Source organism: Enterobacter sp. Taxon_2, from assembly GCF_058355295.1.
Genome location: NZ_CM178024.1, coordinates 3,771,894 through 3,785,661, shown reverse-complemented (window position 1 = coordinate 3,785,661; position 13,768 = coordinate 3,771,894). Strand labels below are relative to the sequence as shown.

The window sequence follows — 13,768 nt, the reverse complement described above, 5'->3', positions numbered from 1 at the left end:
ATGAGCAAGAGCACCGCTGAGATCCGTCAGGCGTTTCTCGATTTTTTCCATAGTAAGGGACACCAGGTTGTTGCCAGCAGCTCCCTGGTACCGAACAACGATCCGACTCTGCTGTTTACTAACGCCGGGATGAACCAGTTCAAGGATGTGTTCCTTGGTCTCGACAAGCGTAATTATTCCCGCGCCACAACCTCACAGCGTTGCGTGCGTGCGGGCGGTAAACACAACGACCTGGAAAACGTCGGTTACACCGCGCGTCACCACACCTTCTTCGAAATGCTGGGTAACTTCAGCTTCGGCGACTACTTCAAACACGATGCCATTCAATATGCGTGGGAACTGCTGACCGGTGAAAACTGGTTCAACCTGCCGAAAGAGCGTCTGTGGGTTACCGTCTATGAAACCGATGACGAAGCCTACGAAATCTGGGAAAAAGAAGTCGGGATCCCGCGCGAGCGCATTATTCGCATCGGTGATAACAAAGGCGCACCATACGCGTCTGACAACTTCTGGCAGATGGGTGATACCGGTCCTTGCGGCCCGTGCACCGAGATCTTCTACGATCACGGCGACCATATCTGGGGCGGCCCTCCAGGCAGCCCGGAAGAAGACGGCGATCGCTACATTGAGATCTGGAACATCGTCTTCATGCAGTTCAACCGTCAGGCCGACGGTACGATGGAGCCGCTGCCGAAACCTTCCGTTGATACCGGTATGGGTCTGGAGCGTATTGCCGCAGTACTGCAGCACGTTAACTCCAACTACGAGATTGACCTGTTCAGCACCCTGATCAAAGCCGTTGCGAACGTTACCGGCGCGACCGATCTGAACAACAAATCGCTGCGCGTTATCGCGGACCACATTCGTTCTTGCGCGTTCCTGATTGCCGACGGCGTTATCCCATCGAATGAAAACCGTGGCTACGTGCTGCGTCGTATCATTCGTCGTGCCATCCGTCACGGCAACATGCTGGGCGCGAAGGACACCTTCTTCTATAAACTCGTTGGGCCACTGATTGGCGTAATGGGTGCTGCCGGTGATGAGCTGAAACGCCAGCAGGCGCAGGTAGAGCAGGTTCTGAAAACCGAAGAAGAGCAGTTTGCGCGTACACTGGAGCGCGGTCTGGCGCTGCTGGACGAAGAGCTGGCGAAACTTAAGGGCGACACGCTGGATGGCGAAACCGCTTTCCGCCTGTACGACACCTACGGCTTCCCGGTTGACCTGACGGCGGACGTTTGCCGCGAGCGCAACATCAAAGTTGACGAAGCGGGCTTCGAAGCCGCGATGGAAGAGCAGCGTCGTCGCGCGCGTGAATCCAGCGGTTTCGGTGCAGACTACAACGCGATGATCCGCGTTGATAGCGCGTCTGAATTCAAAGGCTATGAGGCGCTGGAACTGACCGGCAAAGTGACCGCCCTGTTTGTTGACGGTAAAGCTGTGGACAGCATCAGCGCGGGTCAGGATGCGGTGGTCATTCTGGACAAAACGCCATTCTATGCGGAATCCGGCGGTCAGGTTGGCGATAAAGGCGAACTGAAAGGCAATGGCTTTAGCTTCAGCGTCAGCGACACCCAGAAATACGGTCAGGCAATTGGTCACCAGGGCAAACTGGTTTCCGGTTCTCTGAAAGTGGGCGAGGGCGTCCAGGCTAACGTGGATGAAGCTCGCCGCGCGCGCATTCGTCTGAACCACTCTGCAACCCACCTGATGCACGCTGCCCTGCGCGACGTACTCGGTACTCACGTTGCACAGAAAGGTTCTCTGGTTAACGACAAAGTGCTGCGTTTCGACTTCTCGCATTTTGAAGCGATGAAACCGTCTGAAATCCGCGCGGTGGAAGATCTGGTGAACGCGCAGATCCGTCGCAACCTGCCAATCGAGACCCATATCATGGATCTCGAGGACGCGAAGAAAAAAGGTGCGATGGCGCTGTTTGGTGAGAAATACGACGAGCGCGTTCGCGTGCTGAGCATGGGCGATTTCTCTACCGAGCTGTGCGGCGGTACGCACGCCTCGCGCACCGGTGACATCGGCCTGTTCCGCATTGTTTCCGAGTCGGGTACGGCGGCAGGTGTGCGTCGTATTGAAGCGGTGACCGGTGAAGGTGCGATTGCCAGCCTGCATGCGCAGAGCGATCAGCTGCACGACATCGCGCAGCTGCTGAAAGGCGATAGCCAGAACCTGGGCGAGAAAGTGCGCGTTGCGCTGGATCGCACGCGTCAGCTGGAAAAAGAGCTGCAGCAGCTGAAAGAGCAGGCTGCGGCGCAGGAGAGTGCAAACCTCTCCAGCAAGGCTGTAGACATTAAGGGCGTCAAACTGCTGGTCAGCGATCTGGCAGGCGTTGAGCCTAAGATGCTGCGTACTATGGTCGACGATCTCAAGAACCAGCTTGGTTCGACCGTTATCGTGCTGGCGACAGTGGCAGAAGGTAAGGTTTCTCTGATTGCGGGCGTCTCTAAGGATGTGACCGACCGCGTAAAAGCAGGGGAACTGATTGGTATGGTCGCTCAGCAGGTGGGCGGCAAGGGTGGCGGTCGTCCGGACATGGCGCAAGCCGGTGGTACGGATGCGGCGGCACTTCCTGCGGCATTAGCCAGCGTTGAAAGCTGGGTAAGCGCGAAACTGTAATAACTACAAAGCACAAGCAGACGCCATAGCGGTAACGTTATGGCGTCTTGTTCACTGTGCTATCGATAACGATAAAGTCAGGTTGAGTTTGTGTATATCGGCTAAACTTACGTTTAACAGAATGTGATGCCGTGACTGCTTACACTTTACGTGTTTGTCATCGCTTACTTTTTGGCGTTATATGATGGATAATGCCGGGATACAAGAGACCCGACTCTTTTAATCTTTCAAGGAGCAAAGAATGCTGATTCTGACTCGTCGAGTTGGTGAGACCCTCATGATTGGGGATGAGGTCACCGTGACAGTTTTAGGGGTAAAGGGTAACCAGGTACGTATTGGTGTTAACGCTCCTAAAGAAGTATCTGTCCACCGTGAAGAGATCTACCAGCGTATCCAGGCTGAAAAATCCCAGCAGTCCAGTTACTGATATTGTCGCGTCTCGCTGTCGGGCGAGACGCAACCCTCCTGTCATTTTTCCTGCTCAACATTACCGTTTAATTTCAAACGCTCTCTTTTTAACCACTCCGTTACCCTAAACTCGCTCTTACGCCGCCATTTCTGCATAGGTTTTCTGTGAAGATGCCTGCAAAATCCGCTTATAAAACACCCTCTTTGCGGCTTTTACATGCGAATTGCGTGTGATTTGTGCAAACGATAAAAGCTTTTGGAAAATTGTTTGACTTATAAGTCCCAGAAAGTAATATATGCGCCACGCAGCGACGAGAAGCTCTTAACGAGTAACTCGAAGCACTCGAAAGAGGCGTTGTGTGGTGAGGTGGCCGAGAGGCTGAAGGCGCTCCCCTGCTAAGGGAGTATGCGGTCAAAAGCTGCATCCGGGGTTCGAATCCCCGCCTCACCGCCATTTTGCATCCGTAGCTCAGCTGGATAGAGTACTCGGCTACGAACCGAGCGGTCGGAGGTTCGAATCCTCCCGGATGCACCATCTATTACTTCATATTGCTTTAGAAGTGATATGAATATCGAGCAGTACAGTAGTAAATCCCGATGCATCCGTAGCTCAGCTGGATAGAGTACTCGGCTACGAACCGAGCGGTCGGAGGTTCGAATCCTCCCGGATGCACCATTTACTATTTCTGAAAGCAGTACCCTGATGCATCCGTAGCTCAGCTGGATAGAGTACTCGGCTACGAACCGAGCGGTCGGAGGTTCGAATCCTCCCGGATGCACCATTTACTGTTTCTAAAAGCATTTCCCGATGCATCCGTAGCTCAGCTGGATAGAGTACTCGGCTACGAACCGAGCGGTCGGAGGTTCGAATCCTCCCGGATGCACCATATTCTCCTGGATAACAGCGATGCTGTTGTTTTAAGGTCTGCGAGTTAATCGCAAGCACCAGGGAGGATAACGTTGCTTTAGCAACGGCCCGCAGGGCGAGGCGTAAGCCGAGTAATCCTCCCGGATGCACCATCTTCTCCTTCTTTGTTTATTCCTTCGACGTTCCGTCAGCAATCACACTCTCTGTCAGCGACAAAAACCACCATTTACGATAAAGTAATGCTTTGTTAATCGGTTAGTGAGAGCACGATGTACGCACAGTATGACGGTTTGATCTTCGATATGGATGGTACTCTTCTGGATACCGAACCCACGCATCGTCAAGCCTGGACCGACGTCCTGGGCCGCTACGGCATGCGTTTCGACCTTCAGGCGATGATCGCCCTCAACGGCTCCCCAACCTGGCGTATTGCACAGGCCGTGATTGAACTGAATCAGGCCGATCTCGACCCGCACCTGCTCGCACGCGAAAAAACCGATGCGGTAAAAGCCATGCTTTTAGATACCGTACGTCCTTTGCCGCTGATTGATGTGGTAAAAGAGTGGCACGGGCGTCGCCCGATGTCGGTGGGGACGGGCAGCGAAAGCGCGATTGCAGAGGCATTACTCAACCATCTTGGCCTGCGCCACTATTTTTCTGCCGTGGTCGCCGCCGATCATGTTAAACATCACAAGCCCGCACCGGACACCTTCCTGCTCTGCGCAGAATTAATGGGCGTCCCTGCGGCAAAATGTGTTGTGTTTGAAGATGCCGATTTCGGTATCCAGGCCGCGCATGATGCCGGAATGGATGCGGTGGATGTGCGCTTACTGTGAGTGACGCGCTGTCACTCGCCTCATTATTCGCCAGCAGTTTTTTAAGCGCCACGCTGTTACCGGGCAATTCGGAAGTGGTGCTGGTGGCGATGCTGTTGTCCGGCGTGAGTCAGCCCTGGCTGCTTGTATTAATAGCAACAATGGGTAATAGCCTTGGAGGGCTGACTAACGTTATTCTTGGGCGTTTCTTTCCGCTGCGTGAAAAATCGCGCTGGCAGGAAAAGGCAGTCGGCTGGCTAAAACGCTATGGCGCTGCCACGCTGTTATTAAGCTGGATGCCTGTAATAGGCGATTTACTGTGTCTGCTGGCGGGATGGATGCGCATCTCCTGGGGACCGGTGCTCTTTTTTTTGTGCCTTGGCAAGGCGTTGCGCTATGTTCTCGTGGCGTGGGCAACACTACAGGGTATGACGTGGTGGCACTAATTGGTGGAATGAATACGCGACCTTCAATCGTCAACCATTACAATTATGCTGAGTAACATTACTTTGACAGGCGGGAGGTCAATTTGATCCCGGACGTATCTCAGGCGCTGGCCTGGCTGGAAAACCACCCTCAGGCATTGAAGGGTATTCAGCGTGGTCTTGAGCGTGAAACGCTGCGCGTTAACGCGGACGGTAGTTTAGCGACGACGGGTCACCCGAAGGCGTTAGGCTCGGCGCTGACACATAAATGGATCACAACCGATTTCGCTGAAGCGCTGCTGGAGTTCATCACCCCAGTAGAGGGTGATATTGATCATATGTTGACGATCATGCGCGATATCCATCGCTACACCGCGCGCAACATGGGCGACGAACGTATGTGGCCCCTCAGCATGCCGTGCTATATCGAGCAGGGGCAGGAGATTGAGCTGGCGCAGTACGGCACGTCAAATATCGGCCGGCTGAAAACGCTCTATCGTGAAGGGCTGAAAAACCGCTACGGCGCGTTGATGCAGACCATCTCTGGCGTGCACTACAACTTCTCGTTGCCGATGGCTTTCTGGCAGGCGAAATGTGGTGAAACGGATAAAGACGCGATTTCTGAAGGCTACTTCCGCCTGATCCGCAACTACTACCGTTTCGGCTGGGTGATCCCGTATCTGTTCGGCGCATCGCCTGCTATTTGCTCATCCTTCCTGCAGGGGAAACCGACCACGCTGCCGTTCGAGAAGACCGACTGCGGAATGTACTATCTCCCGTACGCCACCTCTCTGCGCCTGAGCGATCTCGGTTATACCAATAAATCGCAAAGCAATCTCGGTATTACGTTTAACGAATTGCACGAATATGTGGCAGGATTGAAGCGGGCGATCAAAACCCCGTCGGAAGAGTACGAGAAAATCGGCCTCGAAAAAGACGGCAAGCGCCTGCAAATCAACAGCAATGTGCTGCAGATTGAAAACGAGCTGTATGCGCCTATTCGTCCTAAGCGCGTGACGCGCAGCGGCGAAACCCCATCGGATGCGCTGCAGCGCGGCGGGATTGAATACATTGAAGTGCGCTCGCTGGATATCAACCCGTTCTCACCGATTGGCGTTGATGAACAGCAGATTCGCTTCCTGGATCTGTTTATGGTCTGGTGCGTGCTGGCGGATGCGCCGGAAATGAGTTCAGACGAATTGCTCTGTACCCGTACAAACTGGAACCGCGTGATTCTGGAAGGGCGTAAACCGGGTCTGACGCTGGGTATCGGCTGCGAAACGGCACAGTTCCCGCTGACCACAGTCGGCAAAGATCTGTTCCGCGATCTGAAGCGTGTTGCCCGGACAATGGACAGCATCGACGGCGGAGAGGCGTATCAACTGATCTGCGACCAGCTGGTGGAATGTTTTGATAATCCGGAACTGACGTTCTCAGCGCGCATTCTGCGTTCTATGATTGATCAGGGCATCGGTGGTACGGGGCGTTCACTCTCGGCGGAGTACCGTGAGATGCTGATCCAGGAGCCGTTAGAAGTGCTGAGCGAAGCGGATTTTGTAGCGGAACGCGATGCGTCCGTTGTGCGTCAGAAAGAGGTTGAAGCGGCGGATACCGAGTCGTTTGAGGCGTTTCTGGCGAAGCAGGCTTAAGCAGAAAAGAAAAAGGCCACATCGCTGTGGCCAAAATATACATCTCTGAATTCAGGGATGATGATAACAAATGCGCGTCTTTCATATACTCAGACGCGCATTCTGTAGAAGAGTTCAGTTTATTTTAAAAAAAATCACTATCGGAGGTGACGTATGCCGTTATTAGATAGCTTTACTGTCGACCATACCCGTATGGAAGCACCTGCAGTCCGCGTGGCGAAGACCATGCACACCCCGCACGGCGACACGATCACCGTCTTCGATCTGCGTTTCTGCGTGCCAAACAAAGAAGTGATGCCGGAGAAAGGCATTCATACGCTGGAACACCTGTTCGCCGGCTTCATGCGTGACCACCTGAACGGCAACGGCGTTGAGATCATCGATATCTCTCCGATGGGCTGCCGTACCGGTTTCTACATGAGCCTGATTGGCGTGCCTGATGAGAAGCGCGTCGCGGATGCCTGGAAAGCGGCGATGCAGGACGTGCTGAAGGTGAAAGAGCAGAACCAGATCCCTGAACTGAACGTTTACCAGTGCGGTACCTACCAGATGCACTCTCTGGAAGAAGCGCAGGAGATCGCGCGTCACATCATCGAGCGTGATGTTCGCGTGAACAGCAACGAAGAGCTGGCCCTGCCAAAAGAAAAACTGCAGGAACTGCACATCTAGTATTGTGCCTGTGGATGCCCGGTGGCGCTTCGCTTACCGGGCCTACATTGTGTTGGTGCCTCCTTTGACCACAACCGCAGCCTTCTCCTTTACCCATCGTCCCCTCGTTCCGTTCGCTCATGATTACGCTCATGGTGACAGCGAGCCGTGGCATGAACACAACTGCGCGCAGCTGCTGCACACCCTGAGCGGTGTGGTTCGGGTGGATACCGCATCGGGCTGTTGGGTTGTGCCTCCCGGTCGCGGCGTCTGGCTGCCGGCGGGCACGCAGCATTCCCTGCGCATTACCGGCAACGTGGCGGCGCGAACGCTGTTTATCGATCCGCTGGCGCGGGCCGATCTCCCGGCCACCTGCCAGATCGTGCAGATCGCGCCGCTGCTGCGCGAGCTGATCCTCGTCTCCCTTGCTTTACCTGAATCGTACTCACCCGGAAGCCGGGATGAGCGCGTCTATGAGCTCATTCTCGATGAAATCCGCACTATGCCGGTGCTGCCGTTTCACCTGCCGGAGCCGGAAAGTGAGGCGTTACGTCGCCTGTGCCTGCAAATCCGGCAAAGCCCGGGTGAAAGCTGGAGCAGCGCGCAGGCTGCGAGCATGATGAACATGAGCGAGCGCACCCTGAACCGCCATTTCCAGCAGCAGACGGGATTAAGCTACGGAGAGTGGCTGAGAAGGGCGCGCCTGCTGGAAGCCTTAGTGCGGCTGGCGCAGGGCCAGCCGGTATTGCGTGTGGCGCTGGATCTGGGCTACGGCAGCCACAGCGCCTTTACGGCGATGTTCCGCCGCGTGATGGGCGTCTCCCCCAGCGATTACTTTAAGAACGACTGACGGCGTTAAACAGCGCCTGAAGCGAGGCGCGCGCCACGTCGCTATCAATGCCCACGCCCCAGCGACTGCTGCCGTCCTGGAACAGGCAGCGGATGTAGGCCACCGAGCGGCTGTCGCTGCGTTCGCCTAACGTATGCTCGTGATAATCTTTAATCACGAACGGGGCGGTGACCCAGCGGCTTAAGCCCTGAGCGGCGGCGGAAAGCAGACCGTTACCCTGACCTTCCAGCTGGCGCGTTCCTCCCTGTGTGACGACGCTGGCCGTCAAACGCAGCTGGCCGTCCTGCTGGCTGTCGCTGCGGTAGGATTGCAGCGCATAGTGCGGCGTGGCCACCAGGCCGTAGCGGGTGCGGAACAGCTGCCACAGCGCATTCTGCGTCATCTCTTTTCCGTGACGATCGGTTTCCTGCTGCACGTGCTGGCTGAAATCCTGCTGCAGGGCGCGGGGCAACTTCAGACCATGGTTCTGTTCGATCAGCCACGCGCTGCCGCTTTTTCCTGACTGGCTGTTCACGCGGATCACCGCTTCGTAGGTGCAGCCAATATCCTGCGGATCGACGGGCAGGTAGGGCATCTCCCAGCGATCGCCAGGCCTGCGGGCATCAAAGCCTTTTTTGATCGCGTCCTGGTGTGAGCCGGAGAAGGCGGTATAGGCCAGCCGTCCTGCCCACGGATGGCGCGGATGCACCGGCAACTGATTGCAGGTTTCCACCACTTCCACCACCCGGTTCATATCGCTAAAGTCCAGATTCGGGCTAACCCCCTGGCTGTAGAGGTTCATTGCCAGCGTCACCAGGCAGACGTTGCCCGTACGTTCCCCGTTACCAAACAGACAGCCCTCCACGCGGTCAGCCCCCGCCATTACGGCCAGCTCCGCGCAGGCGACGCCGGTACCGCGGTCATTATGCGGATGCACGCTGATGCAGACATCGCGGCGGCGGCTAAAGTGGCGACAGAAATACTCGATCTGGTCGGCATAGACGTTCGGCGTGCTCACTTCGACGGTGGCGGGTAAGTTGATCACCATTGGCCGTTCGTCGCACGGCTGCCAGATCTCCGCGACGGCTTCACAAATCTCCAGCGCAAACTCTGGTTCGGTAAAGCAGAAGGTTTCCGGGGAGTATTCATACTGCCAGCGGGTGTCCGGGTTCTCTTCACACAGCTGACGAATAAGCCGCGTGGCGCGCGTCGCCAGCTCGACGACTTGCGCTTTCTCCATGCCGAACACCAGGCGGCGGAACAGCGGGGCGGTGGCGTTGTAGAGATGGACGGTGGCCTGCTTCGCGCCGCGCAGGGATTCAAAAGTGCGATGGATGAGATCTTCCCGTGCCTGAGTGAGCACCTGAATCGTCACGTCATCCGGGATGCGGTTTTCTTCAATCAGCTGACGAACAAAGTTGAAATCCGTCTGCGAGGCGGAAGGAAAAGCGACCTCGATCTCTTTGAATCCGCAGCCCAGCAGCAGGTCCCAGAACTGCAGCTTGCGCGTGCTGTCCATCGGCTCGGCAAGGGCCTGGTTGCCATCTCGCAGGTCGGTTGAGAGCCAGCGCGGCGCGCGGGTGATGCGTTGCTCCGGCCAGCGGCGGTCGGGCAGGGAAAGGGTCGGATAGGGTTGGTACTTGTCGGCAGGTGTGTTCAGCATGATGCGCTCCTGTTGTCTTTTCACTATCGTGAATCGATTTCAGGCGCGCTGCTTTATCGGAACTGACAATGGCTGTCGCGTTCTGGACACGGTGGCGATTGTTGCCCGGTGGCGCTGCGCTTACCGGGCCTACGAATGGTGGCCCGGTAAGCGTAGGCCGGGTAAGGCGTAGCCGCCACCCGGCAACCCGTGCACAGAACTAGTGCGCGCCACCGCCGCCGCTACCGGCGCCAAACGGTGGTTTAGCAAACCACACCAGCCCCAGCAGGACGATAAAGATCCCTGCCGATATCCAGAAAATCTCGTTGGCCGAGATAATCAGCCCCTGGTTGGTGATCTGCTGGGCAATCCACCCTGACGCCTGCTGCTCCGTCATCCCCATTCCCTGAAGCTGGTTGTACATTTCGCGGGAGTTCGGGTTGAACGGGTTCACCGCTTCGGTCAGCTGCGCATGGTGCATCGATTCACGGTTAGTCCACAGGGTGGTGGTGATCGAGGTACCAATCGAGCCCGCCAGCGTTCGCGTAAAGTTCGACAGGCTCGATGCCGCCGCCATGCGCTCAGGCGGTAAACCGGAAAGCGTGATGGTGGTCAGTGGCATAAAGAAACACGCCACGGCAAAGCCCTGAATAAACTGCGGCCACGCGGACGCGCCAAAGTCCATTCCCGGTTCGAACGTATACGCGCGCCAGTAGAAGCACACGGCGTACATGATAAAGCTGAACGTCACCAGCCTGCGCATGTCGAGCTTGTGGGCGAAGCGGCCAATAATCGGCGACAGCAGAACCGGAATCAATCCAACCGGTGCCGAGGCTAAACCTGCCCAGGTTGCGGTGTAGCCGTATACCTCCTGCAACAGCTGCGGCAGCAGTACAATCGCGCCGAAGTAGAGCATGTAGGCGAGGCTGATACACAGACAGCCAATGGTGAAGTTTCGCGACTTAAACAGCGACAGGTCGACTATCGGGTTATCGTCCGTCAGCTCCCAGACAATCAGGAAGCTCAGCGACACCACCGCGACAATCGTCAGGATGATGATCTCCCGGGAGTTGAACCAGTCCAGCTCTTTGCCCTGGTCGAGCATGACCTGCAGGCTACCGATGCCGATCACCAGCAATGCCAGACCAATGGCGTCGATACGCCGCTGTTCCGTCCGGGTTTCTCTGCCGCGCAGCGTCTGGAGCGTCAGCATTACCACGATGGCGCCAATCGGTACGTTGATGAAGAAGATCCAGCCCCAGTGATAGTTGTCGCTGATATAGCCGCCTAAGATAGGCCCGCAAATCGGGGCGACAATCACGGTCATTGACCACAGCGCCAGCGCAATTGAGCGTTTGGCGGGCGGGTAGTTGTTCAGCAGTAAACTCTGCGACAGCGGAATCAACGGCCCGGCGACAATCCCCTGAATAACGCGGAAGAATATCAGCATCGTCAGGCTGCTGGACATGCCGCACGCCCAGGAGGCAAGAACGAACAATACCGTCGACCAGAGGAACAGCTTCACTTCACCGACGCGCTTTGCCAGCCAGCCGGTAATCGGAATGGAGATGGCGTTTGCCACCCCAAACGAGGTAATGACCCAGGTCCCCTGGCTCAGCGACGAGCCAAGGTTACCGGCGATGGTCGGGATCGCCACGTTCGCGATGGTGGAGTCCAGCACCTGCATGAATGTCGCAAGAGAGAGCGCAATGGTCATGATGACCAGCTGCGCCCCTTCCAGCGGTGTTTGCGGCTTTTGCTGTTGCATAACGCTCACCTTCGGATTAACCGGCGTTTGCCTTCACGATGTCATCGATCAGCTTGTTGACCGGATCGAGGCTAATTTCACGGGCGTTACTTTCATAAGCCGGGCTACTGCGAACCTGGCTTGCCAGGATCTGACCGTCGCGGTTGGCGGTGTCGACCGTCACCAGCGTAGAGAGGCCGATACGCAGCGGGTGATCCGCCAGCTGTTTGGCATCCAGCTCAATACGCACAGGCAGACGCTGAACCACTTTGATCCAGTTGCCGGTGGCGTTTTGCGCAGGCAGCAAGGAGAAGGCGCTGCCGGTCCCCATATCCAGGCCGACCACTTTACCGGTGTACTTCACGTCATCGCCGTAGATGTCGCTGACAACCGTCGCGGTCTGGCCGATACGCATATGGGCAAGCTGTGTCTCTTTAAAGTTGGCATCTACCCACAGATTGTCTGCCGGCACGACCGCCATCAACGGCGTGGTTGGGCTAATCTGGGCCCCAGGCTGGACGGAACGACGGGAGACATAGCCGGTCATTGGGCTGACGATTTTAGTACGCTGCAGGGCAAGCCACGCGTTGCGCACTTCAGTCGCCGCCTGCTGAACGGCGGGCTGGTTTTCCAGGCTGGTGCCCAGCACCATCGCCTGGTTGGCGTTGTACTGTTGAATGGCCACATCCAGCTGTGCCTGAGCGCTGGCCACGGCATCGCGGGCGTGCTGCAGCTCTTCACGGCCAATCAGGTTAGCCGTGCCGAGCGGCACGCGGCGGTTCAGGTCGCTCTGCGCCTGCGCCAGTGCCGTTTTCTGCACGTCGATGTTGGCCTGCAGCTGTTTGCTGTTGATCATCAGCTGGCGGGTCTGACGGACGCTGGAGGCCAGCGCGGTCTGTGCTTTTTCAAACGCCTGCTGTGCGTCGGTTGGATCGAGGGTCACCAACACATCGCCTTTTTGCACAAAGTCGGTATTGTCAGCCCAGACTTTCGTCACGCTGCCCGACACCTGCGCCATAATTTGTACCTGGTTCCCTGCTACGTACGCGTCGTCAGTCTCTTCAGCATGACGCAGTACTAAAAACCAATAGATCCCATATGCCACGGCAATAATGATAAAGAGCAAGGTCAACAGAAGAAGGGCGCTCTTACGTTTGCCTTTCTTGTTGCCCGGCTGCTGCGGGGTAGTGCTCTCCGCATTTGCGCTCATTGTAGTTCTCCACGATCTTCTTATTTTCACATCGGCTGAGCCGACCTGTTGTCAGAAAGGCCAGCAGTGTGACGTGCTGGCCTGTCGGTTTTCTTATGAATCTGGAATGGTGAGCGTGTCGTCGCGTTAGCGCAGCGCCTCAAGAACGGCGCCGTCTTCATCCATCTGGTCAAGACGGGTGAGCAGCTTGCGAGTGATGTGCTCAAGCTGGTCGCGCTCGGCGGTGCTGAGGACAGACCAGAGTTTGTGCAGGCAATTGTGCTGAGGTGGCAGCACCTCGCGCAGGAACTGGTGACCTTTATCGGTCAGTTGCAGATGCAGGCAGCGGCGATCGTTGTCGCTTTCACGGCGCTCAATCCAGCCACGCTTTTCGAGTTCATCGGCAATACGGGTCGCATTGGTACGGGAAGAGCCCAGCGCGCAGCTCAGTTCGGAAGGCTGAATGCTGTGATTTTCCTGAGACTCCAGCGTAATCAACGCCATAAACAACGTCTCGTTAATCCCTTGAGCTTTCAGCATTTTATTACGGTTTTCCAGTAGCTTACCCTGCATGTGCATGCACAGGCGAGTCAGCAGGATTTCCTGGTACGGGAAGTCCTCATGGCGACTGGCGCGGAATTTAAGCATTTGTTCAATGGGCGTAAACGAACTATCCATTTGGGCATAACCTCATTAATTACAGCCGATATAGTAACGATAGTGACAAATAATGTAAATGAATTATTTGTGCGGTTATATCCGCCAAATCAATGTCACCATCAGAAAGCGCCGGGTAAGTCCGTGACCCGGTGAGCACAGAAAGCGTAGGGTGTGAACCCGCTGAAGAGAGGATGTGAGGACGGGGGTCTGAACTATTCATGCCGATTGTAAATATGTCACCCACATTAAAATTTCTGGGA

General features: G+C 56.2%; 11 protein-coding genes and 5 tRNA genes. 12 read left to right on the top strand and 4 right to left on the bottom strand.

The annotated features are described in order from the left end of the window. The 12 genes from alaS to AC4IC4_RS17855 all read left to right on the top strand — a co-directional run bounded on the left by alaS (position 1) and on the right by AC4IC4_RS17855 (position 8,291). Positions 1–2,628 (top strand): alanine--tRNA ligase, encoded by a 2,628-nt coding sequence (alaS, locus tag AC4IC4_RS17910; RefSeq protein ID WP_473713290.1) that lies wholly within the window; start codon positions 1–3, stop codon positions 2,626–2,628. Between the two features lie 241 nt (positions 2,629–2,869). After that, entirely contained in the window at positions 2,870–3,055 is a 186-nt protein-coding gene (csrA, locus tag AC4IC4_RS17905) for a carbon storage regulator CsrA (protein WP_000906486.1), read from the top strand. A gap of 342 nt (positions 3,056–3,397) precedes the next feature. Beyond that, positions 3,398–3,490 (top strand) — tRNA-Ser (locus AC4IC4_RS17900). 4 nt (positions 3,491–3,494) lie between these two features. Continuing rightward, a tRNA-Arg gene (locus AC4IC4_RS17895) sits at positions 3,495–3,571 on the top strand. A gap of 64 nt (positions 3,572–3,635) precedes the next feature. Next, positions 3,636–3,712 (top strand) — tRNA-Arg (locus AC4IC4_RS17890). 29 nt (positions 3,713–3,741) lie between these two features. Beyond that, positions 3,742–3,818, top strand: a tRNA-Arg gene (locus tag AC4IC4_RS17885). Between the two features lie 28 nt (positions 3,819–3,846). Further along, a tRNA-Arg gene (locus tag AC4IC4_RS17880) sits at positions 3,847–3,923 on the top strand. 250 nt (positions 3,924–4,173) lie between these two features. Then, positions 4,174–4,740 carry a fructose-1-phosphate/6-phosphogluconate phosphatase gene (gene yqaB, locus AC4IC4_RS17875; protein ID WP_473713289.1) on the top strand — a complete coding sequence of 189 codons (567 nt, stop codon included), beginning with the start codon at positions 4,174–4,176 and terminating at the stop codon, positions 4,738–4,740. Next, positions 4,737–5,165, top strand: coding sequence for a YqaA family protein (locus AC4IC4_RS17870; protein ID WP_008499541.1), 429 nt, complete (start codon positions 4,737–4,739; stop codon positions 5,163–5,165). The genes yqaB and AC4IC4_RS17870 overlap by 4 nt, the downstream gene beginning before the upstream one ends. 83 nt (positions 5,166–5,248) lie before the next feature. Continuing rightward, positions 5,249–6,793, top strand: coding sequence for a glutamate--cysteine ligase (gene gshA / locus AC4IC4_RS17865; RefSeq protein WP_491471626.1), 1,545 nt, complete (start codon positions 5,249–5,251; stop codon positions 6,791–6,793). Between the two features lie 153 nt (positions 6,794–6,946). Beyond that, on the top strand, positions 6,947–7,462 hold the full coding sequence (luxS, locus tag AC4IC4_RS17860) for an S-ribosylhomocysteine lyase (protein WP_024907693.1): 516 nt from the start codon (positions 6,947–6,949) through the stop codon (positions 7,460–7,462). Positions 7,463–7,526: 64 nt separating this feature from the next. Next, the gene (locus AC4IC4_RS17855; protein ID WP_491471625.1) at positions 7,527–8,291 is read left to right on the top strand and encodes an AraC family transcriptional regulator; all 765 of its coding nucleotides are present in this window, start codon (positions 7,527–7,529) and stop codon (positions 8,289–8,291) included. Here the strand turns inward: AC4IC4_RS17855 and leuA are convergent. The 4 genes from leuA to mprA form a co-directional block, all read right to left on the bottom strand. Next, a complete protein-coding gene (leuA, locus tag AC4IC4_RS17850) occupies positions 8,278–9,933 on the bottom strand; it encodes a 2-isopropylmalate synthase (protein ID WP_491471624.1) in 1,656 nt (551 codons plus the stop codon). The genes AC4IC4_RS17855 and leuA overlap by 14 nt on opposite strands. Before the next feature lie 199 nt (positions 9,934–10,132). After that, positions 10,133–11,680: a multidrug efflux MFS transporter permease subunit EmrB gene (gene emrB, locus AC4IC4_RS17845; protein WP_491471623.1), complete on the bottom strand. Its 1,548-nt coding sequence runs from the start codon at positions 11,678–11,680 to the stop codon at positions 10,133–10,135. Between the two features lie 16 nt (positions 11,681–11,696). Beyond that, positions 11,697–12,869 carry a multidrug efflux MFS transporter periplasmic adaptor subunit EmrA gene (emrA, locus tag AC4IC4_RS17840; RefSeq protein WP_029742047.1) on the bottom strand — a complete coding sequence of 391 codons (1,173 nt, stop codon included), beginning with the start codon at positions 12,867–12,869 and terminating at the stop codon, positions 11,697–11,699. 126 nt (positions 12,870–12,995) lie between these two features. Then, the gene (gene mprA, locus AC4IC4_RS17835) at positions 12,996–13,526 is read right to left on the bottom strand and encodes a transcriptional repressor MprA (RefSeq protein ID WP_023333174.1); all 531 of its coding nucleotides are present in this window, start codon (positions 13,524–13,526) and stop codon (positions 12,996–12,998) included. Positions 13,527–13,768 lie beyond the last annotated feature (242 nt).